Raw genomic sequence first — 13,945 nt, forward strand, 5'->3', positions numbered from 1 at the left:
ATCACCTTCTTTTCCATTAATCCTGGAATATATATTTCATTCAAATTGAACTACTTCAACATCATATGTATCAAACTTGCAATAGGTGAGCTTTCCATAAAAGAAAAGCGCCGGCCCTATGGCCAGCGCAGAAATCTTTGTCTAAGATTATCTTTGTTTTAAAATTACACAGTCATAAAAAATAAAGCCGGCTTTACGCCCGCTTTTACTCTTCGTCATCAGGAATGTCAATGATAATCATGTCGGTACCTATTTTCTTTATATGCTTCCATGGAACCCGAACCTCTCCGGATTGTTTGCGGAGACCGAACCATTTTAAAGATGGAATGATCAATGCTTCTATTTGTCCAGAACGTTCATTAATTTCCAGATCAGTCTGTCCGAGCACGCCCAATCTTTCTGCCCTTTTCGCATCGACGATTTCTTTCCCGCCAAGTTCACTTAATTTCATGTCTGGCACCCCCTGTCACTTTGTCCTTACTCTATATGTATCAATCCAGGAGGTTTTTTAGAATACATATCCTTGAAAAAAGGGGGAATTGTTATCAGAATCGCTGGTTATTTTGACAGCTTTCAGATGAATGACTCAAACCTGTCATGATTCCTTCGTTTTCTTGACAGCTTTTCTTGTGCAGAGACTAAACCTGTCACGAACATGCTCCTCTTTCTGCCTTCCCGCTGTAACTGGAATGGCTAAATGTATCTTTAAATAAAAACAGCAGTTTCACATGGAAACTGCTGTTTTTGGGAAGATATTATAAATTTGGCAGTTCGCCATTTGGACTGATCAAGGAAACAGAATATTTATCCGTGAAGATCCTATTGGCCATTCCATCGACACTATCCTTGGTCACTTGATCGATTTGTTCGACTATTTCATCAAGGGAGCGATGTCTTCCAAGCAGAAGTTCATTTTTTCCATTCCTGCTCATACGGCTGTTTGTGCTTTCAAGACTCAACATCAGGCTGCCTTTGAGCTGTTCTTTGCTGTTGTTGAGTTCTTTTTCCGTAATTCCTTCTGCACGCAGCTTCGCAAGAGTGTCCTGGATTGTTTCATATAAAACGTTCAGCTGATTTGCTCCCGTCCCGCCATAAATTGTCACCATACCGCTATCCTGGTACGCCGAATGATAGGAAAACACAGAGTAAGCTAGGCCGCGCTGTTCACGTACTTCCTGGAACAGCCTGCTGCTCATGCTGCCCCCCAGTACATTGTTCAAGACGATCAGGCTATAGACGTCAGAGTGGCCGATCTGCAAGCCTTCAAAACCCAGGCAAAGGTGTGCTTGTTCAGTTTCCTTTTTCCTGGAAGCATGTGTTGCATGGAATTCAGGTTTCTCATTATCCACCTTTTCCTTGCTTGCTTCATATGAGCCAAAGAAATCTTCTGCGTTTTTAATGAAAGATTCCGGAACGTTCCCGGCAATGGATATGACTACATTTTCCGGTCTGTAAGTATCATGCATATACTGCTCCAGCTTTTCTCCGGTAAAACTTTGAAGCGTTTCCTCCGTTCCAAGGATTGGATACGCAAGCGGATGATCTCCGTAAACTGCCTGGCTAAGCAAATCGTGGACGATATCATCAGGTGTATCTTCGTACATCTTGATTTCTTCGTTCACAACATTCTTCTCTTTATTCAATTCCTCGGAATCAAAAGTAGAATTAAAGAACATATCAGCTAAAACTTCTAGTGCGTATGGAGCATGATTATCTAATACCTTCGCGTAATAGCATGTATATTCCTTGGAAGTGAATGCATTCACCTGGCCGCCAATGCTGTCAAAGGACTCTGCGATTTCTCTTGCAGTCCTTGTTTTAGTGCCTTTGAAGAACATATGCTCAAGAAAATGGGAAATTCCATTGTTCTCTGGGTTTTCATTACGGGAGCCTGTTCCGATCCATACTCCGATTGCCACCGAACGGACAGTTGGGATTTGTTCTAGTACAATTCTTACACCATTTTGGCATGTATATTTCTTTATCATTATATTCCTCCTCTGGAACCAGCTGCTAAAACTATTGCATTTACTTAGTATAGTCCATTTAACTTACTTTTTCCAAATACAATGCTATTCTTTCATTTTTTTTGTGGTTACTATCCGGTTTTCACTTAATAAACTGGAAACTGTCCCAATTTGTAAATCTTTGGCTTTTATTTGAGTGATCAATTGATCGAGCGAAGCAGCCGTCGACTCTGTTGGATGCATTAGAATCATTGCGCCATTATGAACCTTCCCCATTACCCTGTTGATCAATTTATCTGGAGAGGGCTTCTGCCAATCGATCGTATCTACGCTCCACATGACGGTCCTTAAATTATGTGCGGCAGCAATTTCAACCACTTCATCCTTGTAGTACCCACTTGGAGGAGCAAACCACTTACTTTTCACACCAGTTACTGCTTCAATAACCTCATTTGTCCTGCGGATCTCTTCATTGATTTTCGCTGCAGAAAGCTGCTTCATGTTTGGGTGTGTAAATGAATGATTTCCTATCTCATGACCTGCATCAGCAATCATTTTCGCAATGCCTGGATTATTCTTTACCCATCTGCCTTCAAGAAAAAAACTTGCAGTCACATTATGCTTCTTTAATGTCGCAAGCATCCCTGTTAAGTACTCATTTCCCCATGCTACATTAATAATAAAGCTTACCATCGGCTTTTCAGGATGCCCTTTATAGATGGCCGTCGGCGGCAAATCATTTAGATGGACTTGAGGCCGAACCTGCTTGAAGACTAGCTTTTCCGGATCGAATTCGCCTTCCTTCTCCATCTTGGCAAAAGACTTTTTGATATCTACTTTAAGCCCATTGTAGCCAGGAACTACCTTCCAGACAGGATCTTTTCTGGCATCGGATGGTTCGACTTCATATTCTTTTGCTTTCGATTCAATTTCTGACATTAACGAATTCTTATTGCCAGCCACTTCAAGTGCCCCGGTTTTAAGTCCTGAAACATATGTATGGGAGAATGGATTATTCACCGTGATCCACGCAGCAATCAATAAAACAGAAATTAATACAAACTTTCGCATTTAATTTGCCTCCTCTACTGTTAAGGCCCTCGAAAATATGTTTGATACTATACAAATTGGGCCTTATTTTACTTTATGAAACAGAAGGACAAGGTAGAACGAAAGACAACAGTGAACGAACAAGAAAAGAAAGGATCTTGGCTATTATCTTGTGTGAAACCTGCTGGGGATGGTCTTTGTGGGTGTTAAGATGGTGGCACAGTGAAAAAACATTAAAAAGGCCGGGAATGCACCCCGGCCTTTGAATGATTTATAAGAAATCTTGTACTGTGATCAGTGTCCAGCTCCAGCGCCTAGCCCCTCGAGACGCTTCCGCATTTCTTTTTTATGATTGTTTTTCTGCTTTTTCACGCTGTTCTTTCAATACTGCCTTGCGTGAAAGATTGACTCTGCCTTGTTTGTCGATTTCAGTTACCTTGACCAGTAGTTCATCTCCCAGCTTCAGGACATCTTCTACCTTACCTACTCGCTCTTCAGCAAGCTCGGAGATATGGACCAAGCCATCTTTACCAGGGAAGATTTCAACGAACGCACCAAATTTTTCAATGCGGCGGACTTTTCCGAGGTACATTTCTCCAACTTCGACTTCACGGACAATGTCTTCGATAATTTTCTTTGCTCTTTGGATCATCTCTTCATCTACTGAGCCAATAAATACCGTACCATCTTGTTCGATATCGATTTTTACGCCAGTTTCTTCAATGATTTTATTGATTTGTTTTCCGCTTGGCCCAATGACGTCACGGATTTTATCAGGTTTGATCCACATCGTGATGATTTTTGGTGCATATTTTGAAAGCTGTTCACGTGGTTCTTTAATGGTCGCCAGCATGGAATCAAGAATATGCATACGCCCTTTTTTCGCCTGTTGTAAAGCTTCTTCAAGAATCTCACGGGATAATCCTTCGATCTTGATATCCATCTGCAGGGCTGTAACACCTTTTGCAGTTCCAGCTACTTTGAAGTCCATGTCACCAAGGTGGTCTTCCATACCCTGGATATCAGAAAGAATAGAATAGTGTTCTCCTGATTTGATCAGACCCATTGCAATACCAGCAACCGGTGCTTTAATTGGCACCCCTGCATCCATAAGAGCCAATGTACTAGCACAAATACTCGCCTGAGAAGTAGAACCATTTGATTCAAGCACCTCGGATACAAGCCGGACAGTGTATGGGAAGTCTTTCTCATTCGGGATCACAGGTTCAAGGGCTCTTTCACCAAGTGCACCGTGACCAATTTCACGTCGACCCGGCCCACGAATCGGACCTGTTTCACCAACAGAGAATAATGGGAAATTATAATGGTGCATGAATCGTTTTTCTTCTTCGATTCCAAGACCGTCAAGAATCTGCACATCACCCATTGCGCCAAGTGTACAAATGCTTAGTGCCTGTGTTTGTCCCCTTGTGAACAATCCAGAACCATGTGTTCTAGGAAGCAAGCCTACCTCAGAAGAAAGCGGTCGGATTTCATCGACTCCACGGCCGTCTGGACGGACTTTTTCTTCCGTAATCAAGCGGCGAACTTCACCTTTGACGATTTTATCAAGGATTTGTTTCACTTGCTTAAGTTTGTCTTCATCCGCTTCCTGCTCTTCATAGCGGGCGATGACGGCATTTTTCACTTCTTTGATCGCATCTTCACGAGCATGCTTTTCCTGTACCTGGATTGCCGAAACCATATCCTGCTCACAAATTCCGCGAACTTCAGCTTCAAGTTCTTTATCTAATTCAAAAAGTTTAATTTCTCTTTTTTCTTTTCCAACCTGTGCGACGATTTCCTGTTGGAAGGCTATCAAACGCTTGATTTCATCATGTCCAAACATGATTGCTTCAAGCATGACCTCTTCAGGAACCTCTTCCGCACCTGCTTCAACCATGTTGATTGCATCCATTGTACCTGCAACAACCAGATGCATATCACTCTTTTCTGTTTCTTCAACAGATGGATTGATTACAAACTTCCCTTCAATTCTTCCCACAGTGACACCAGCGATTGGTCCTCCAAATGGGATATCGGAAACGGAAAGTGCTAAAGATGATCCAAACATAGCAGCCATTTCTGATGAACAGTCCTGGTCAACACTCATGACAATGCTGATTACCTGGACATCGTTGCGGAATCCATCCGGGAATAATGGACGGATCGGACGGTCAATTAATCGGCTCGCAAGGATCGCCTTTTCACTTGGACGTCCTTCACGTTTAATGAAGCCGCCTGGAATTTTTCCGACAGCATATAGTCTTTCCTCATAATTGACTGTCAAAGGGAAGAAATCTAAATTCTTCGGTTCTTTTGATGCTGTCGCTGTACTTAATACAGCCGTATCACCGTAACGGACAAGGACTGCACCACTCGCTTGCTTTGCAAGCTGTCCAATTTCAACTGTAAGCTTGCGCCCTGCCCAGTCGAAGGAAAAACTTTGTTTTTCTTGTTCCATGCTTTTTAGCCCCTCTCTACCACTAAATACACCCAGGCCTTGCCTGGGCATTTATTTTAAAACACCACAAACGCATGTCTTATAACAAATATACCTTTATAATGAATGATAAAACCATGAACCAGCCAATCCAGCCTGATTTACAAAGGCTTGTACAACAAAGCATGTTGAATGGCTGTCATTTTTAGAAATCTTTTATGTTATATTATGCTCCAAAAAGGAGCGCTTCATATCAATCAATCGTTATGTACCTGCAAAAAATTTGCCTAATAAAAAAGCGGGAATAATCCCGCTTTTACAGACTATCTACGTAGACCAAGCTTGTTGATTAACTCGCGGTAGCGAGCAACGTCCTTGTTACGAAGGTAAGTCAAAAGATTACGACGCTTACCTACCATTTTCAAAAGACCGCGACGTGAGTGGTGGTCCTTCTTGTGAACGCGCAAGTGATCGTTCAATGTATTGATTTCTGCAGTAAGGACAGCGATTTGAACTTCTGGAGATCCAGTATCACTTTCGTGAGTCTTGAATTCGTTGATCAGTTCGTTTTTACGTTCTTTTGTGATTGCCATCCGTTTCACCTCCATTTAATAATCCCCTGTTACCTAGCAAGCGTCGGTGACTCGACTTGCCAAGCAAAGGTTCTTTTTTGATACGTTAATAAGAATACATCTTTTTACGACAAAAAGCAAGTCTAACCCTTGTTTTTTTCAAAGTATAGAATGGCTTCTTGCTTATCTTTTTCGATTTGGGCAATAAGCTGCTGGATTCCCTCGAATTTCCGTTCACTTCTGAGGCGCAGATGCCACTCTATCGCTGCGGATTCCCCGTAAATCTCTTTATTGAAATTGAAAATATGGACTTCGACAGTAGGTTTGTCCTTTTTTTCCATGTGGAATGTTGGTTTATAACCAACATTGCAGACACCTTCATGCCATTCTCCCTCTACATGAATCTTAACAGCGTATACTCCAGTAGGAGGGAGAATGTACTGCTCATCTATGCTTACATTTGCTGTCGGGAAACCGATCGTACGCCCTCGGCGATCTCCATGGATAACTGTACCCCCTGTGGTATAAAATCTCCCTAGCAAGCCCGGCATCTTATCCACCTTGCCGTCACGTAAAAACGTCCGGATCAAGGTAGAACTGACCTTTTCTTGTTCTCTTGTAGACAGCTTGGATACCACAGTGAAATCGAACTTGCCTCTTGAATGGAACTGGATCGTCTCCATATTTCCTTTTCCCATTTTTCCGTATGAATAGTCGAATCCTGCAACGACATGGTGTACATTCAAACCAATGATATATTGATCGATAAATTCCTGGGGCAAAAGACTTGAGAATTCGGTTGTGAAATGAACAACAAATAAGTAGTCCACTCCCATTGCTTCGATAGTTCGAGCTTTATCATTTAATGGGGTGATATATTCCATGTGCTGAACACTTTTGCCAAGAACAACAGAGGGGTGAGGGTCAAATGTCATGACCGCACTTTTCAGCCCTTTCGCTTCTGCCTCTTTTTTTGCTTCCTCGATAACCTGCTGGTGGCCTAGATGAACTCCGTCGAAATAGCCGAGGGCCATGGCCATTGGAGGAAAATCTTCTTTATTATATTCATGAGGATGGTTTAGTTTAATCATTTCCACGATATTACTCACCTTTTCTGACCCAGCTGCTCTTTAATCAAGACTTTAGAGTTCACATCGCTAATTTGTAAAATAAACAAATTATACAGTGATGATCTATTGATCATTTCTCAAAACTTTATCAGGTTTCATCATCCCTATTTTTGTTGGATGTGCTCTATAGATGGCGAGCGCTTTTCCGTCTTCTGTTTCTACTATAATGGGACCGCTATCCCCTGCATATTCCTCCGGGATAGGAAGCAGTGCTCCATTTTTCACTTTCTCTGCTACTTTATCATTAATGCGATATTTCGGCAAATAAGAAATACCAGCTTCCAATGGGTGCAGGGAAGCCGCCAGATTGCCTTCTTCAGCCAATTCCTCGAGCTGTTCAAACGTATAACAGTCCTCAATAGTGAAGTCAGCGGATTGAATTCTTACAAGGGAAGACATATGGGCAGGATATCCTAGTTTTTCACCAATGGTCACTGCCAATGTCCGAATGTATGTCCCCTTACTGCAGGAAACTCGGAATTTGAAACTAATCTGTTCACCTTCAAATGAATCTCTGCCATCAAGCAGCTCTATCCCATAAATGGTGACCTTCCTGGTTGGCCTTTCAACTTCAATTCCTTGTCTCGCGTATTCATATAGTTTTTTTCCATTAACTTTTACCGCTGAATACATAGGGGGAGTCTGTGCAATTTCGCCTGTCAGTGATTGGAGGACTTCTTCGATCTCTGTCCTTGTAATTGTCCTGTCCACTGCTTTTTCCTCCACCTTCTCACCTGATGCATCTTCTGTAGTTGTCGTGAAGCCCAGGGTGACTTCCCCCTCATAGGCTTTTCCGGCGTCAGTAATGTATTCGGCAATTTTTGTCGCCTTGCCAACACATATAGGCAGTACTCCAGTTACATCAGGATCAAGAGTGCCCGTATGCCCGACCTTCTTCGTTCTTAACAATTTCCTGAGTTTAAACACACAATCATGCGAAGTCATACCCGCTGGTTTAAAAAGAGGCAGAATCCCTTCCATTTTCTTTTTCCTCGATTCTTTTATGTATTAGGCTTTTTTCTCACACTTTGTTGCTATTGGCTACAAAATAGGATTGAATGACCTATTTTTTTCGAAAAGTTGACTCTTTTGTGAGAAAAGAGCATGCAAAATTAATACCAACCTGCAAAATAGCTTATATTACATTAAAATCGGCTTCAGAATTTTAACGACAATCTTTACGAAAACAGCCTTACTAAAACAGCCATGTATTATTAGTTTTATGACACTTATCGAAAAAAATGGATAGACAAAAGTGTCTATCCATTTTTCATATCAAGATCTACGGCGAACCGTTTAATCATTATCCTTTTCTTGCCCATCTTCTTCTGGCTGCTCTTCCCTCTGCAGCTCATGGATCAGTGAATTGATGCGATTACCATAAGCCATCGTTTCATCAAATTCAAAGATCAGTTCAGGTGTCTTTCTCAGGCGGATTCGCTGGCCAATTTCAGTCCTGATAAAACCTTTTGCCTTAGCTAACCCTTTAAGTGTATCTTCTCGTTGTTGTTCATCACCCAAAACAGAAATATACACTTTTGCCTGCTGAAGATCCCCTGTAACCTGGACATCCGTTACTGTCACGAAACCAACTCGCGGATCCTTGATTTTACGGCTGATAATATCGCCCAGTTCTTTTTTCATTTGTTCGCCAACACGATTTACTCTATGACCCATTTTCAATCACCTCGTTCTATCAAAGCCATTCTATTTCGGTGATGGTACGTTCGATCTCTGGAAAAGAATCAATCATTTTCAAGGCATTCTGCAGCTCTCTTTCAGTTGAAACCTTCGATGCTGATACGGCTGCAACTGCAATTGTTGTCCGCTGCCAAACATCGTGATGGTCCACTTCAGATACAGATACATTGAACTTTTGCTTCAGCCTTGTGATGATCCGCTGGAGGACAGCCCTCTTTTCCTTAAGAGAATGAGCATCATAGATGATGCATTCACAGGCTGCTAAGCCTACTACCATTAACGTTCCACTTCTTCCATGATATATGCTTCAATAACATCGCCTTCTTTTACGTCCTTGAAGTTTTTAATGGTAATACCGCACTCATAGCCTTGTGCAACTTCCTTCGCATCGTCTTTGAAGCGCTTCAGTGCATCGACTTCGCCTTCAAAGATGACGACTCCGTCACGGATCAAACGAACACCGCTGTCACGAGTGATTTTACCATCAGTTACATATGAACCGGCAATCGTGCCGATTTTTGATACCTTGAAGGTCTGGCGGACTTCAGCCTGGCCGATTACCTTTTCGGCATAAACCGGATCCAGCATGCCCTTCATCGCTGATTCGATTTCTTCAATCACTTTGTAAATAATGCGGTGCAGTCGGATATCGACGCTCTCTGATTCCGCAGCGCGTTTCGCATTATTGTCAGGACGTACGTTGAAACCGATGACGATACCGTTTGATGCTGCTGCAAGTGTGATGTCAGACTCATTGATCGCACCAACACCAGTGTGAATGATTCTTACATTAACACCTTCCACATCCAGTTTCTGCAATGCTGCTGCAAGTGCTTCAACTGAACCTTGGACGTCGGCTTTAATAATTAGATTTAGGTCTTTCATTTCCCCTTGTTTCATATGTTCAAACAATGTATCGAGGCTCACGCGCGCTTTTTCGCTTCTTTGTGCCTGTACAGCCTGCTGCGAACGGATTTCTCCAACCTGGCGGGCAGTCTTTTCATCTTCGAATACTACAAAACGATCGCCTGCTTGAGGGACATCGTTAAGACCAGTAATTTCAACCGGTGCTGATGGGCCAGCTTCTTTTACGCGGCGTCCCAAATCATTTACCATCGCACGGACACGGCCGAATGTGTTTCCGACGACGATCGGGTCACCAATTTTCAGTGTACCGTTTTGTACAAGCAATGTGGCAACAGATCCTCGTCCTTTATCAAGCTGTGCCTCGATAACAGTACCGATTGCGTTTCTGTTTGGGTTTGCTTTGTATTCTTCCACTTCACCAACAAGAAGAATCATTTCAAGCAAGCTGTCGATGCCCTCGCCAGTAAGTGCGGAAATCGGAACAAAGATTGTGTCGCCGCCCCATGCTTCCGGTACTAGTCCATACTCTGTCAATTCCTGCATAACGCGATCAGGGTTGGCAGTCGGTTTATCCATTTTGTTTACCGCAACAATGATCGGTACCTCAGCAGCTTTTGCATGGTTCAAGGCTTCAACAGTCTGCGGCTTGACACCATCATCAGCAGCTACAACAAGGATAGTGATATCGGTAATCTTTGCACCACGAGCACGCATTGTCGTGAACGCTGCGTGACCAGGTGTATCAAGGAATGTGATTTTTTTGCCGTTTTCTTCAACCTGGTAAGCACCGATATGCTGAGTGATGCCGCCGGCTTCCCCTGCAGTCACTTTCGTGTTGCGGATGGAATCAAGCAAGGTTGTTTTACCATGGTCAACGTGACCCATGATTGTAACAACGGACGGTCTTTCAACCAATGATGCTTCCTCATCTTCTGTGAAGTAGACTTCAAGGTCAGTTGCATCAATCTTGATTTCCTCTTCCACTTCAACACCGTAATCTGTAGCAATCAGTTCAATTGCATCCTTATCAAGGTCCTGGTTAATAGTTGCCATGACACCAAGCATAAATAGCTTCTTGATAAGCTCTGATGGCTCACGGTTAAGCTTCTTGGCTAGTTCAGCTACTGTTAGGGACTCACTGAAAGTGATTTTTGACGGAAGCTCTTTAACCTTCTTCGGCTGTTGTGGAGCTTGCTGCTGGTTCTGTCGGCCTTTATTCTGGTTCTGCTGGTTTCTGTTCTTATTGTTTGGTTTGTTTTTGTTATTTTTATTGAAAGGCTGCGTGTTACCAGGCTTTTTAGCAGCAGCTGAACTTTTCACCTTTTCCGGAGTTGTTGCGCGGCGCTCATCGTCTGAAAAAGCACTGGCTGTTGTCTTCAGCTGGGCTTTTGGCTGTCCCTGGTTGTTTTTTTGCTGGTTTTGGGATTGATTGCGATTCTGACCCTGATTAGGCTTTTGGCCTTGATTGCGGTTCTGGGCTTGTTTCTGTCCTTGTGAAGCCTTCTGCTGGCTTTGCTGCTGCGGCTTTGACTGTGCTTGTGGCTTCTCTTCTCTTTTATTATAGACAGCGTCAAGCTTCTTCACAGTTTCATCTTCCATTGCAGTCATATGGTTAGAAACCTCGATGTTCATTTCTTTTAATTTTATAATCACGTCTTTACTCGATAAATTATGCTTCTTTGCATATTCATAAACGCGTGTTTTACTCATATCTTCACCCCCGCTAGAATTAATCGAGCAACGTCAACAGTTTTTTTGCAAAACCCTCGTCCAACAGGGCTACTACAACACGTGCTTCCTTGCCGATCGCCTGGCCAAGCAGGAACCGGTCCGGGACCAATTTGTAAGGCACATTATAGGATTTGCACTTGTCGGTAATCTTTTTTGTAGTATTTGCGGATGCATCCGCAGAAAGCAAAATGAGCTTCGCCTTCCCGCTTCTGATTTCTTTGACGGAAAGCTCTTCCCCTGAAATAATTTTCCGTGCTCGATTGGCTAAGCCAAGCAATGACATCCATTGATTTGAGTTCATCAGGATAGTCTGCTCTCCTTTTCGATGAGATCATTCAGCTCATCGTATATTGCATCGTCCACTTGAGTTTCAAGCTGTTTGGACAATATATTCCTTTTCTTTGCTAATTGCACTGCTTCTTTTTCTTTAGAAAGATAGGCACCACGGCCTGATTTCTTGCCAGTCAGATCGATGGATACTTCGCCTTCCTTTGAGCGAACGATGCGAACTAGTTCTTTTTTCGGTCTCATTTCACCGGTTGCGACACACTTTCGCATAGGAACCTTTTTACGGCTGTTCACAATCATTCACCTCTCATTAATCGATGTCTTCATCTTCAAAGTCGTTATCAGCAGTCAACAGCGGCTCATTGTCACGAGGATAAATCCCGGACTCCCTAGCATCGGTTTCTGCTTTGATGTCAATTTTCCAACCAGTCAATTTAGCAGCAAGACGCGCATTTTGCCCGCGCTTTCCGATTGCAAGTGACAACTGATAATCAGGAACGATAACGGTAGTCGCTTTTTCTTCTTCGTTGACAATGACATCAAGAACCTTTGATGGGCTCAATGCATTGGCCACAAATACGACTGGGTCTTCAGACCATTTAACAATATCGATTTTTTCACCCTTAAGCTCATTGACGACAGCCTGGACACGAGTTCCACGAGGTCCGACACATGAACCAACTGGATCCACTTCTTGATTGTCTGAGTGAACAGAAATCTTTGAACGGTCGCCTGCTTCACGCGCAACTGACTTAATTTCAACTGTTCCATCATAGATTTCAGGAACTTCAATCTCGAATAGTCTCTTTAACAGCCCCGGGTGGGTTCTGGAAACGAAGATTTGTGGACCTTTAGTGGTTTTTTCAACCTTGGTGATAAATACTTTGATGCGGTCGTGAGGCTTATAGTGTTCGTTCGGCATCTGTTCATTCGCTGGCAGGATGGCCTCGATTTTCCCAAGACTTACATAGATGAACTTAGGATCCTGGCGCTGGACAATACCTGTCATGATATCTTCTTCACGATCGATGAACTCAGAATAGATGATTCCTCTTTCTGCTTCACGGACACGCTGAGTAACTACTTGCTTGGCAGTCTGCGCAGCAATCCTTCCGAAATCCTTTGGTGTTACTTCAAGTTCAACGACATCTTCAACCACGTAATTCGGATTGATTTTTTGTGCATCTTCCAATGAGATCTCCAGACGTGGATCGAACACTTCATCGACAACTTCCTTCCTTGCAAAAACACGCATTGAACCATTGCCAAGGTTCAAATCAATACGTACGTTTTGTGCCTGGTTAAAGTTGCGGCGGTATGCAGAAATAAGCGCTGCCTCGATCGCATCAATTAAGATGTCCCTGGAAATTCCTTTTTCTTTTTCAAGAATCGTAAGAGCATCCAACAATTCGCTGCTCATGAGATATAAATCCCCCTTTTTTACTACCCTGCTTAGTAAGGCTCTTTTCGAAACTCCGCCCTTTGCCCGCCAGTTCACACCTCAAAAACGTTATCATCTTCCTGTACAGGATGCACACGTTTAAGCATTATGAACTTTTGCCTAAAAAACAATAGGTTCGAAACGATCCTTTAATTAATTAACTTAAGATAATTTCTGGACAGATTATGAAAAAGTGACAGCGAGTCTCGCGCTGGCAATCTTATCGAATGGGATGACGAGTGTCTTCGTGCGAGTTTTGATCTTCACTTCAACAGTGATGGTTTCCCCATTGAAATCAGTCAACACTCCTTCAAAAGCCTTTTCCCCATCAATTGGTTCATAGGTTTTAATGAAGACATTCTTGCCGATTGCTTTCTGATAATCCTTTTCCTTTTTAAGCGGACGTTCTGCACCTGGTGAGGAGACTTCCAAAAAGTAGTTATGCGGGATTGGATCAATGGCATCGAGCTTTTCGCTAAGGCGCTCACTGACGATGCCGCATTCTTCGATATCAATTCCATTGTCCTTATCAATGTATACGCGCAGGAACCAGTTCTTTCCTTCTTTGACATATTCGATGTCTACCAATTCTAGTTCGTTTTCATTTAAGATGGGAGTTACTAGCTCTTCCACAACTTCGGTAACCTTGCTCATAAAATCCCTCCTTTGACGCAACCTCATTACTTAATCACTATTTGGTTTTTATCCCCGTAAAAGTGCCTAACAAACAAGAAAGAGCGGGTTTCCCCACTCTC

14 protein-coding genes are annotated in these 13,945 nt (G+C 42.9%); all 14 read right to left on the bottom strand.

Annotation, left to right across the window (positions count from 1 at the left end; translation table 11 throughout):
* Positions 1 to 205: 205 nt before the first annotated feature.
* Positions 206 to 451 carry a YlmC/YmxH family sporulation protein gene (locus tag J7E35_RS03740; protein ID WP_167832858.1) on the bottom strand — a complete coding sequence of 82 codons (246 nt, stop codon included), beginning with the start codon at positions 449 to 451 and terminating at the stop codon, positions 206 to 208.
* 304 nt (positions 452 to 755) lie between these two features.
* Positions 756 to 1,988 (bottom strand): M16 family metallopeptidase, encoded by a 1,233-nt coding sequence (locus J7E35_RS03745; protein ID WP_214777082.1) that lies wholly within the window; start codon positions 1,986 to 1,988, stop codon positions 756 to 758.
* A gap of 84 nt (positions 1,989 to 2,072) precedes the next feature.
* Entirely contained in the window at positions 2,073 to 3,038 is a 966-nt protein-coding gene (locus tag J7E35_RS03750) for a polysaccharide deacetylase family protein (RefSeq protein WP_214777084.1), read from the bottom strand.
* Positions 3,039 to 3,363: 325 nt separating this feature from the next.
* The gene (gene pnp, locus J7E35_RS03755; protein WP_214777086.1) at positions 3,364 to 5,481 is read right to left on the bottom strand and encodes a polyribonucleotide nucleotidyltransferase; all 2,118 of its coding nucleotides are present in this window, start codon (positions 5,479 to 5,481) and stop codon (positions 3,364 to 3,366) included.
* Between the two features lie 302 nt (positions 5,482 to 5,783).
* The gene (gene rpsO, locus J7E35_RS03760; RefSeq protein WP_023614845.1) at positions 5,784 to 6,053 is read right to left on the bottom strand and encodes a 30S ribosomal protein S15; all 270 of its coding nucleotides are present in this window, start codon (positions 6,051 to 6,053) and stop codon (positions 5,784 to 5,786) included.
* Positions 6,054 to 6,175: 122 nt separating this feature from the next.
* The gene (gene ribF, locus J7E35_RS03765; RefSeq protein ID WP_214777088.1) at positions 6,176 to 7,129 is read right to left on the bottom strand and encodes a bifunctional riboflavin kinase/FAD synthetase; all 954 of its coding nucleotides are present in this window, start codon (positions 7,127 to 7,129) and stop codon (positions 6,176 to 6,178) included.
* Between the two features lie 96 nt (positions 7,130 to 7,225).
* Complete coding sequence (gene truB / locus J7E35_RS03770) at positions 7,226 to 8,143, bottom strand: tRNA pseudouridine(55) synthase TruB (RefSeq protein ID WP_214777090.1); 918 nt, start codon at positions 8,141 to 8,143, stop codon at positions 7,226 to 7,228.
* A 315-nt stretch (positions 8,144 to 8,458) separates the two neighbouring features.
* On the bottom strand, positions 8,459 to 8,839 hold the full coding sequence (gene rbfA, locus J7E35_RS03775; protein WP_214777092.1) for a 30S ribosome-binding factor RbfA: 381 nt from the start codon (positions 8,837 to 8,839) through the stop codon (positions 8,459 to 8,461).
* 19 nt (positions 8,840 to 8,858) lie between these two features.
* On the bottom strand, positions 8,859 to 9,140 hold the full coding sequence (locus tag J7E35_RS03780; protein ID WP_192470372.1) for a DUF503 domain-containing protein: 282 nt from the start codon (positions 9,138 to 9,140) through the stop codon (positions 8,859 to 8,861).
* Positions 9,140 to 11,440 (bottom strand): translation initiation factor IF-2, encoded by a 2,301-nt coding sequence (infB, locus tag J7E35_RS03785; RefSeq protein ID WP_214777094.1) that lies wholly within the window; start codon positions 11,438 to 11,440, stop codon positions 9,140 to 9,142. The genes J7E35_RS03780 and infB overlap by 1 nt, the downstream gene beginning before the upstream one ends.
* 19 nt (positions 11,441 to 11,459) lie before the next feature.
* Positions 11,460 to 11,762, bottom strand: coding sequence for a YlxQ family RNA-binding protein (locus J7E35_RS03790; RefSeq protein WP_214777096.1), 303 nt, complete (start codon positions 11,760 to 11,762; stop codon positions 11,460 to 11,462).
* A complete protein-coding gene (rnpM, locus tag J7E35_RS03795) occupies positions 11,762 to 12,043 on the bottom strand; it encodes an RNase P modulator RnpM (protein WP_041967254.1) in 282 nt (93 codons plus the stop codon). Before rnpM ends, J7E35_RS03790 begins: the two co-directional genes overlap by 1 nt.
* 16 nt (positions 12,044 to 12,059) lie before the next feature.
* Complete coding sequence (gene nusA, locus J7E35_RS03800) at positions 12,060 to 13,169, bottom strand: transcription termination factor NusA (protein ID WP_214777098.1); 1,110 nt, start codon at positions 13,167 to 13,169, stop codon at positions 12,060 to 12,062.
* A 204-nt stretch (positions 13,170 to 13,373) separates the two neighbouring features.
* Entirely contained in the window at positions 13,374 to 13,844 is a 471-nt protein-coding gene (gene rimP, locus J7E35_RS03805; RefSeq protein ID WP_214777100.1) for a ribosome maturation factor RimP, read from the bottom strand.
* Positions 13,845 to 13,945: the final 101 nt, after the last annotated feature.

The sequence above is a fragment of the Bacillus sp. ISL-45 genome (assembly GCF_018613195.1).
GTDB lineage: Bacteria > Bacillota > Bacilli > Bacillales > Cytobacillaceae > Mesobacillus.

Coding starts and splice junctions, on each gene's coding strand:
- J7E35_RS03740 (WP_167832858.1), bottom strand. CDS start 451: ATGAAATTAAGTGAACTTGGCGGGAAAGAAATCGTCGATGCGAAAAGG.
- J7E35_RS03745 (WP_214777082.1), bottom strand. CDS start 1,988: ATGATAAAGAAATATACATGCCAAAATGGTGTAAGAATTGTACTAGAA.
- J7E35_RS03750 (WP_214777084.1), bottom strand. CDS start 3,038: ATGCGAAAGTTTGTATTAATTTCTGTTTTATTGATTGCTGCGTGGATC.
- pnp (WP_214777086.1), bottom strand. CDS start 5,481: ATGGAACAAGAAAAACAAAGTTTTTCCTTCGACTGGGCAGGGCGCAAG.
- rpsO (WP_023614845.1), bottom strand. CDS start 6,053: ATGGCAATCACAAAAGAACGTAAAAACGAACTGATCAACGAATTCAAG.
- truB (WP_214777090.1), bottom strand. CDS start 8,143: ATGGAAGGGATTCTGCCTCTTTTTAAACCAGCGGGTATGACTTCGCAT.
- rbfA (WP_214777092.1), bottom strand. CDS start 8,839: ATGGGTCATAGAGTAAATCGTGTTGGCGAACAAATGAAAAAAGAACTG.
- J7E35_RS03780 (WP_192470372.1), bottom strand. CDS start 9,140: ATGGTAGTAGGCTTAGCAGCCTGTGAATGCATCATCTATGATGCTCAT.
- infB (WP_214777094.1), bottom strand. CDS start 11,440: ATGAGTAAAACACGCGTTTATGAATATGCAAAGAAGCATAATTTATCG.
- J7E35_RS03790 (WP_214777096.1), bottom strand. CDS start 11,762: ATGAACTCAAATCAATGGATGTCATTGCTTGGCTTAGCCAATCGAGCA.
- nusA (WP_214777098.1), bottom strand. CDS start 13,169: ATGAGCAGCGAATTGTTGGATGCTCTTACGATTCTTGAAAAAGAAAAA.
- rimP (WP_214777100.1), bottom strand. CDS start 13,844: ATGAGCAAGGTTACCGAAGTTGTGGAAGAGCTAGTAACTCCCATCTTA.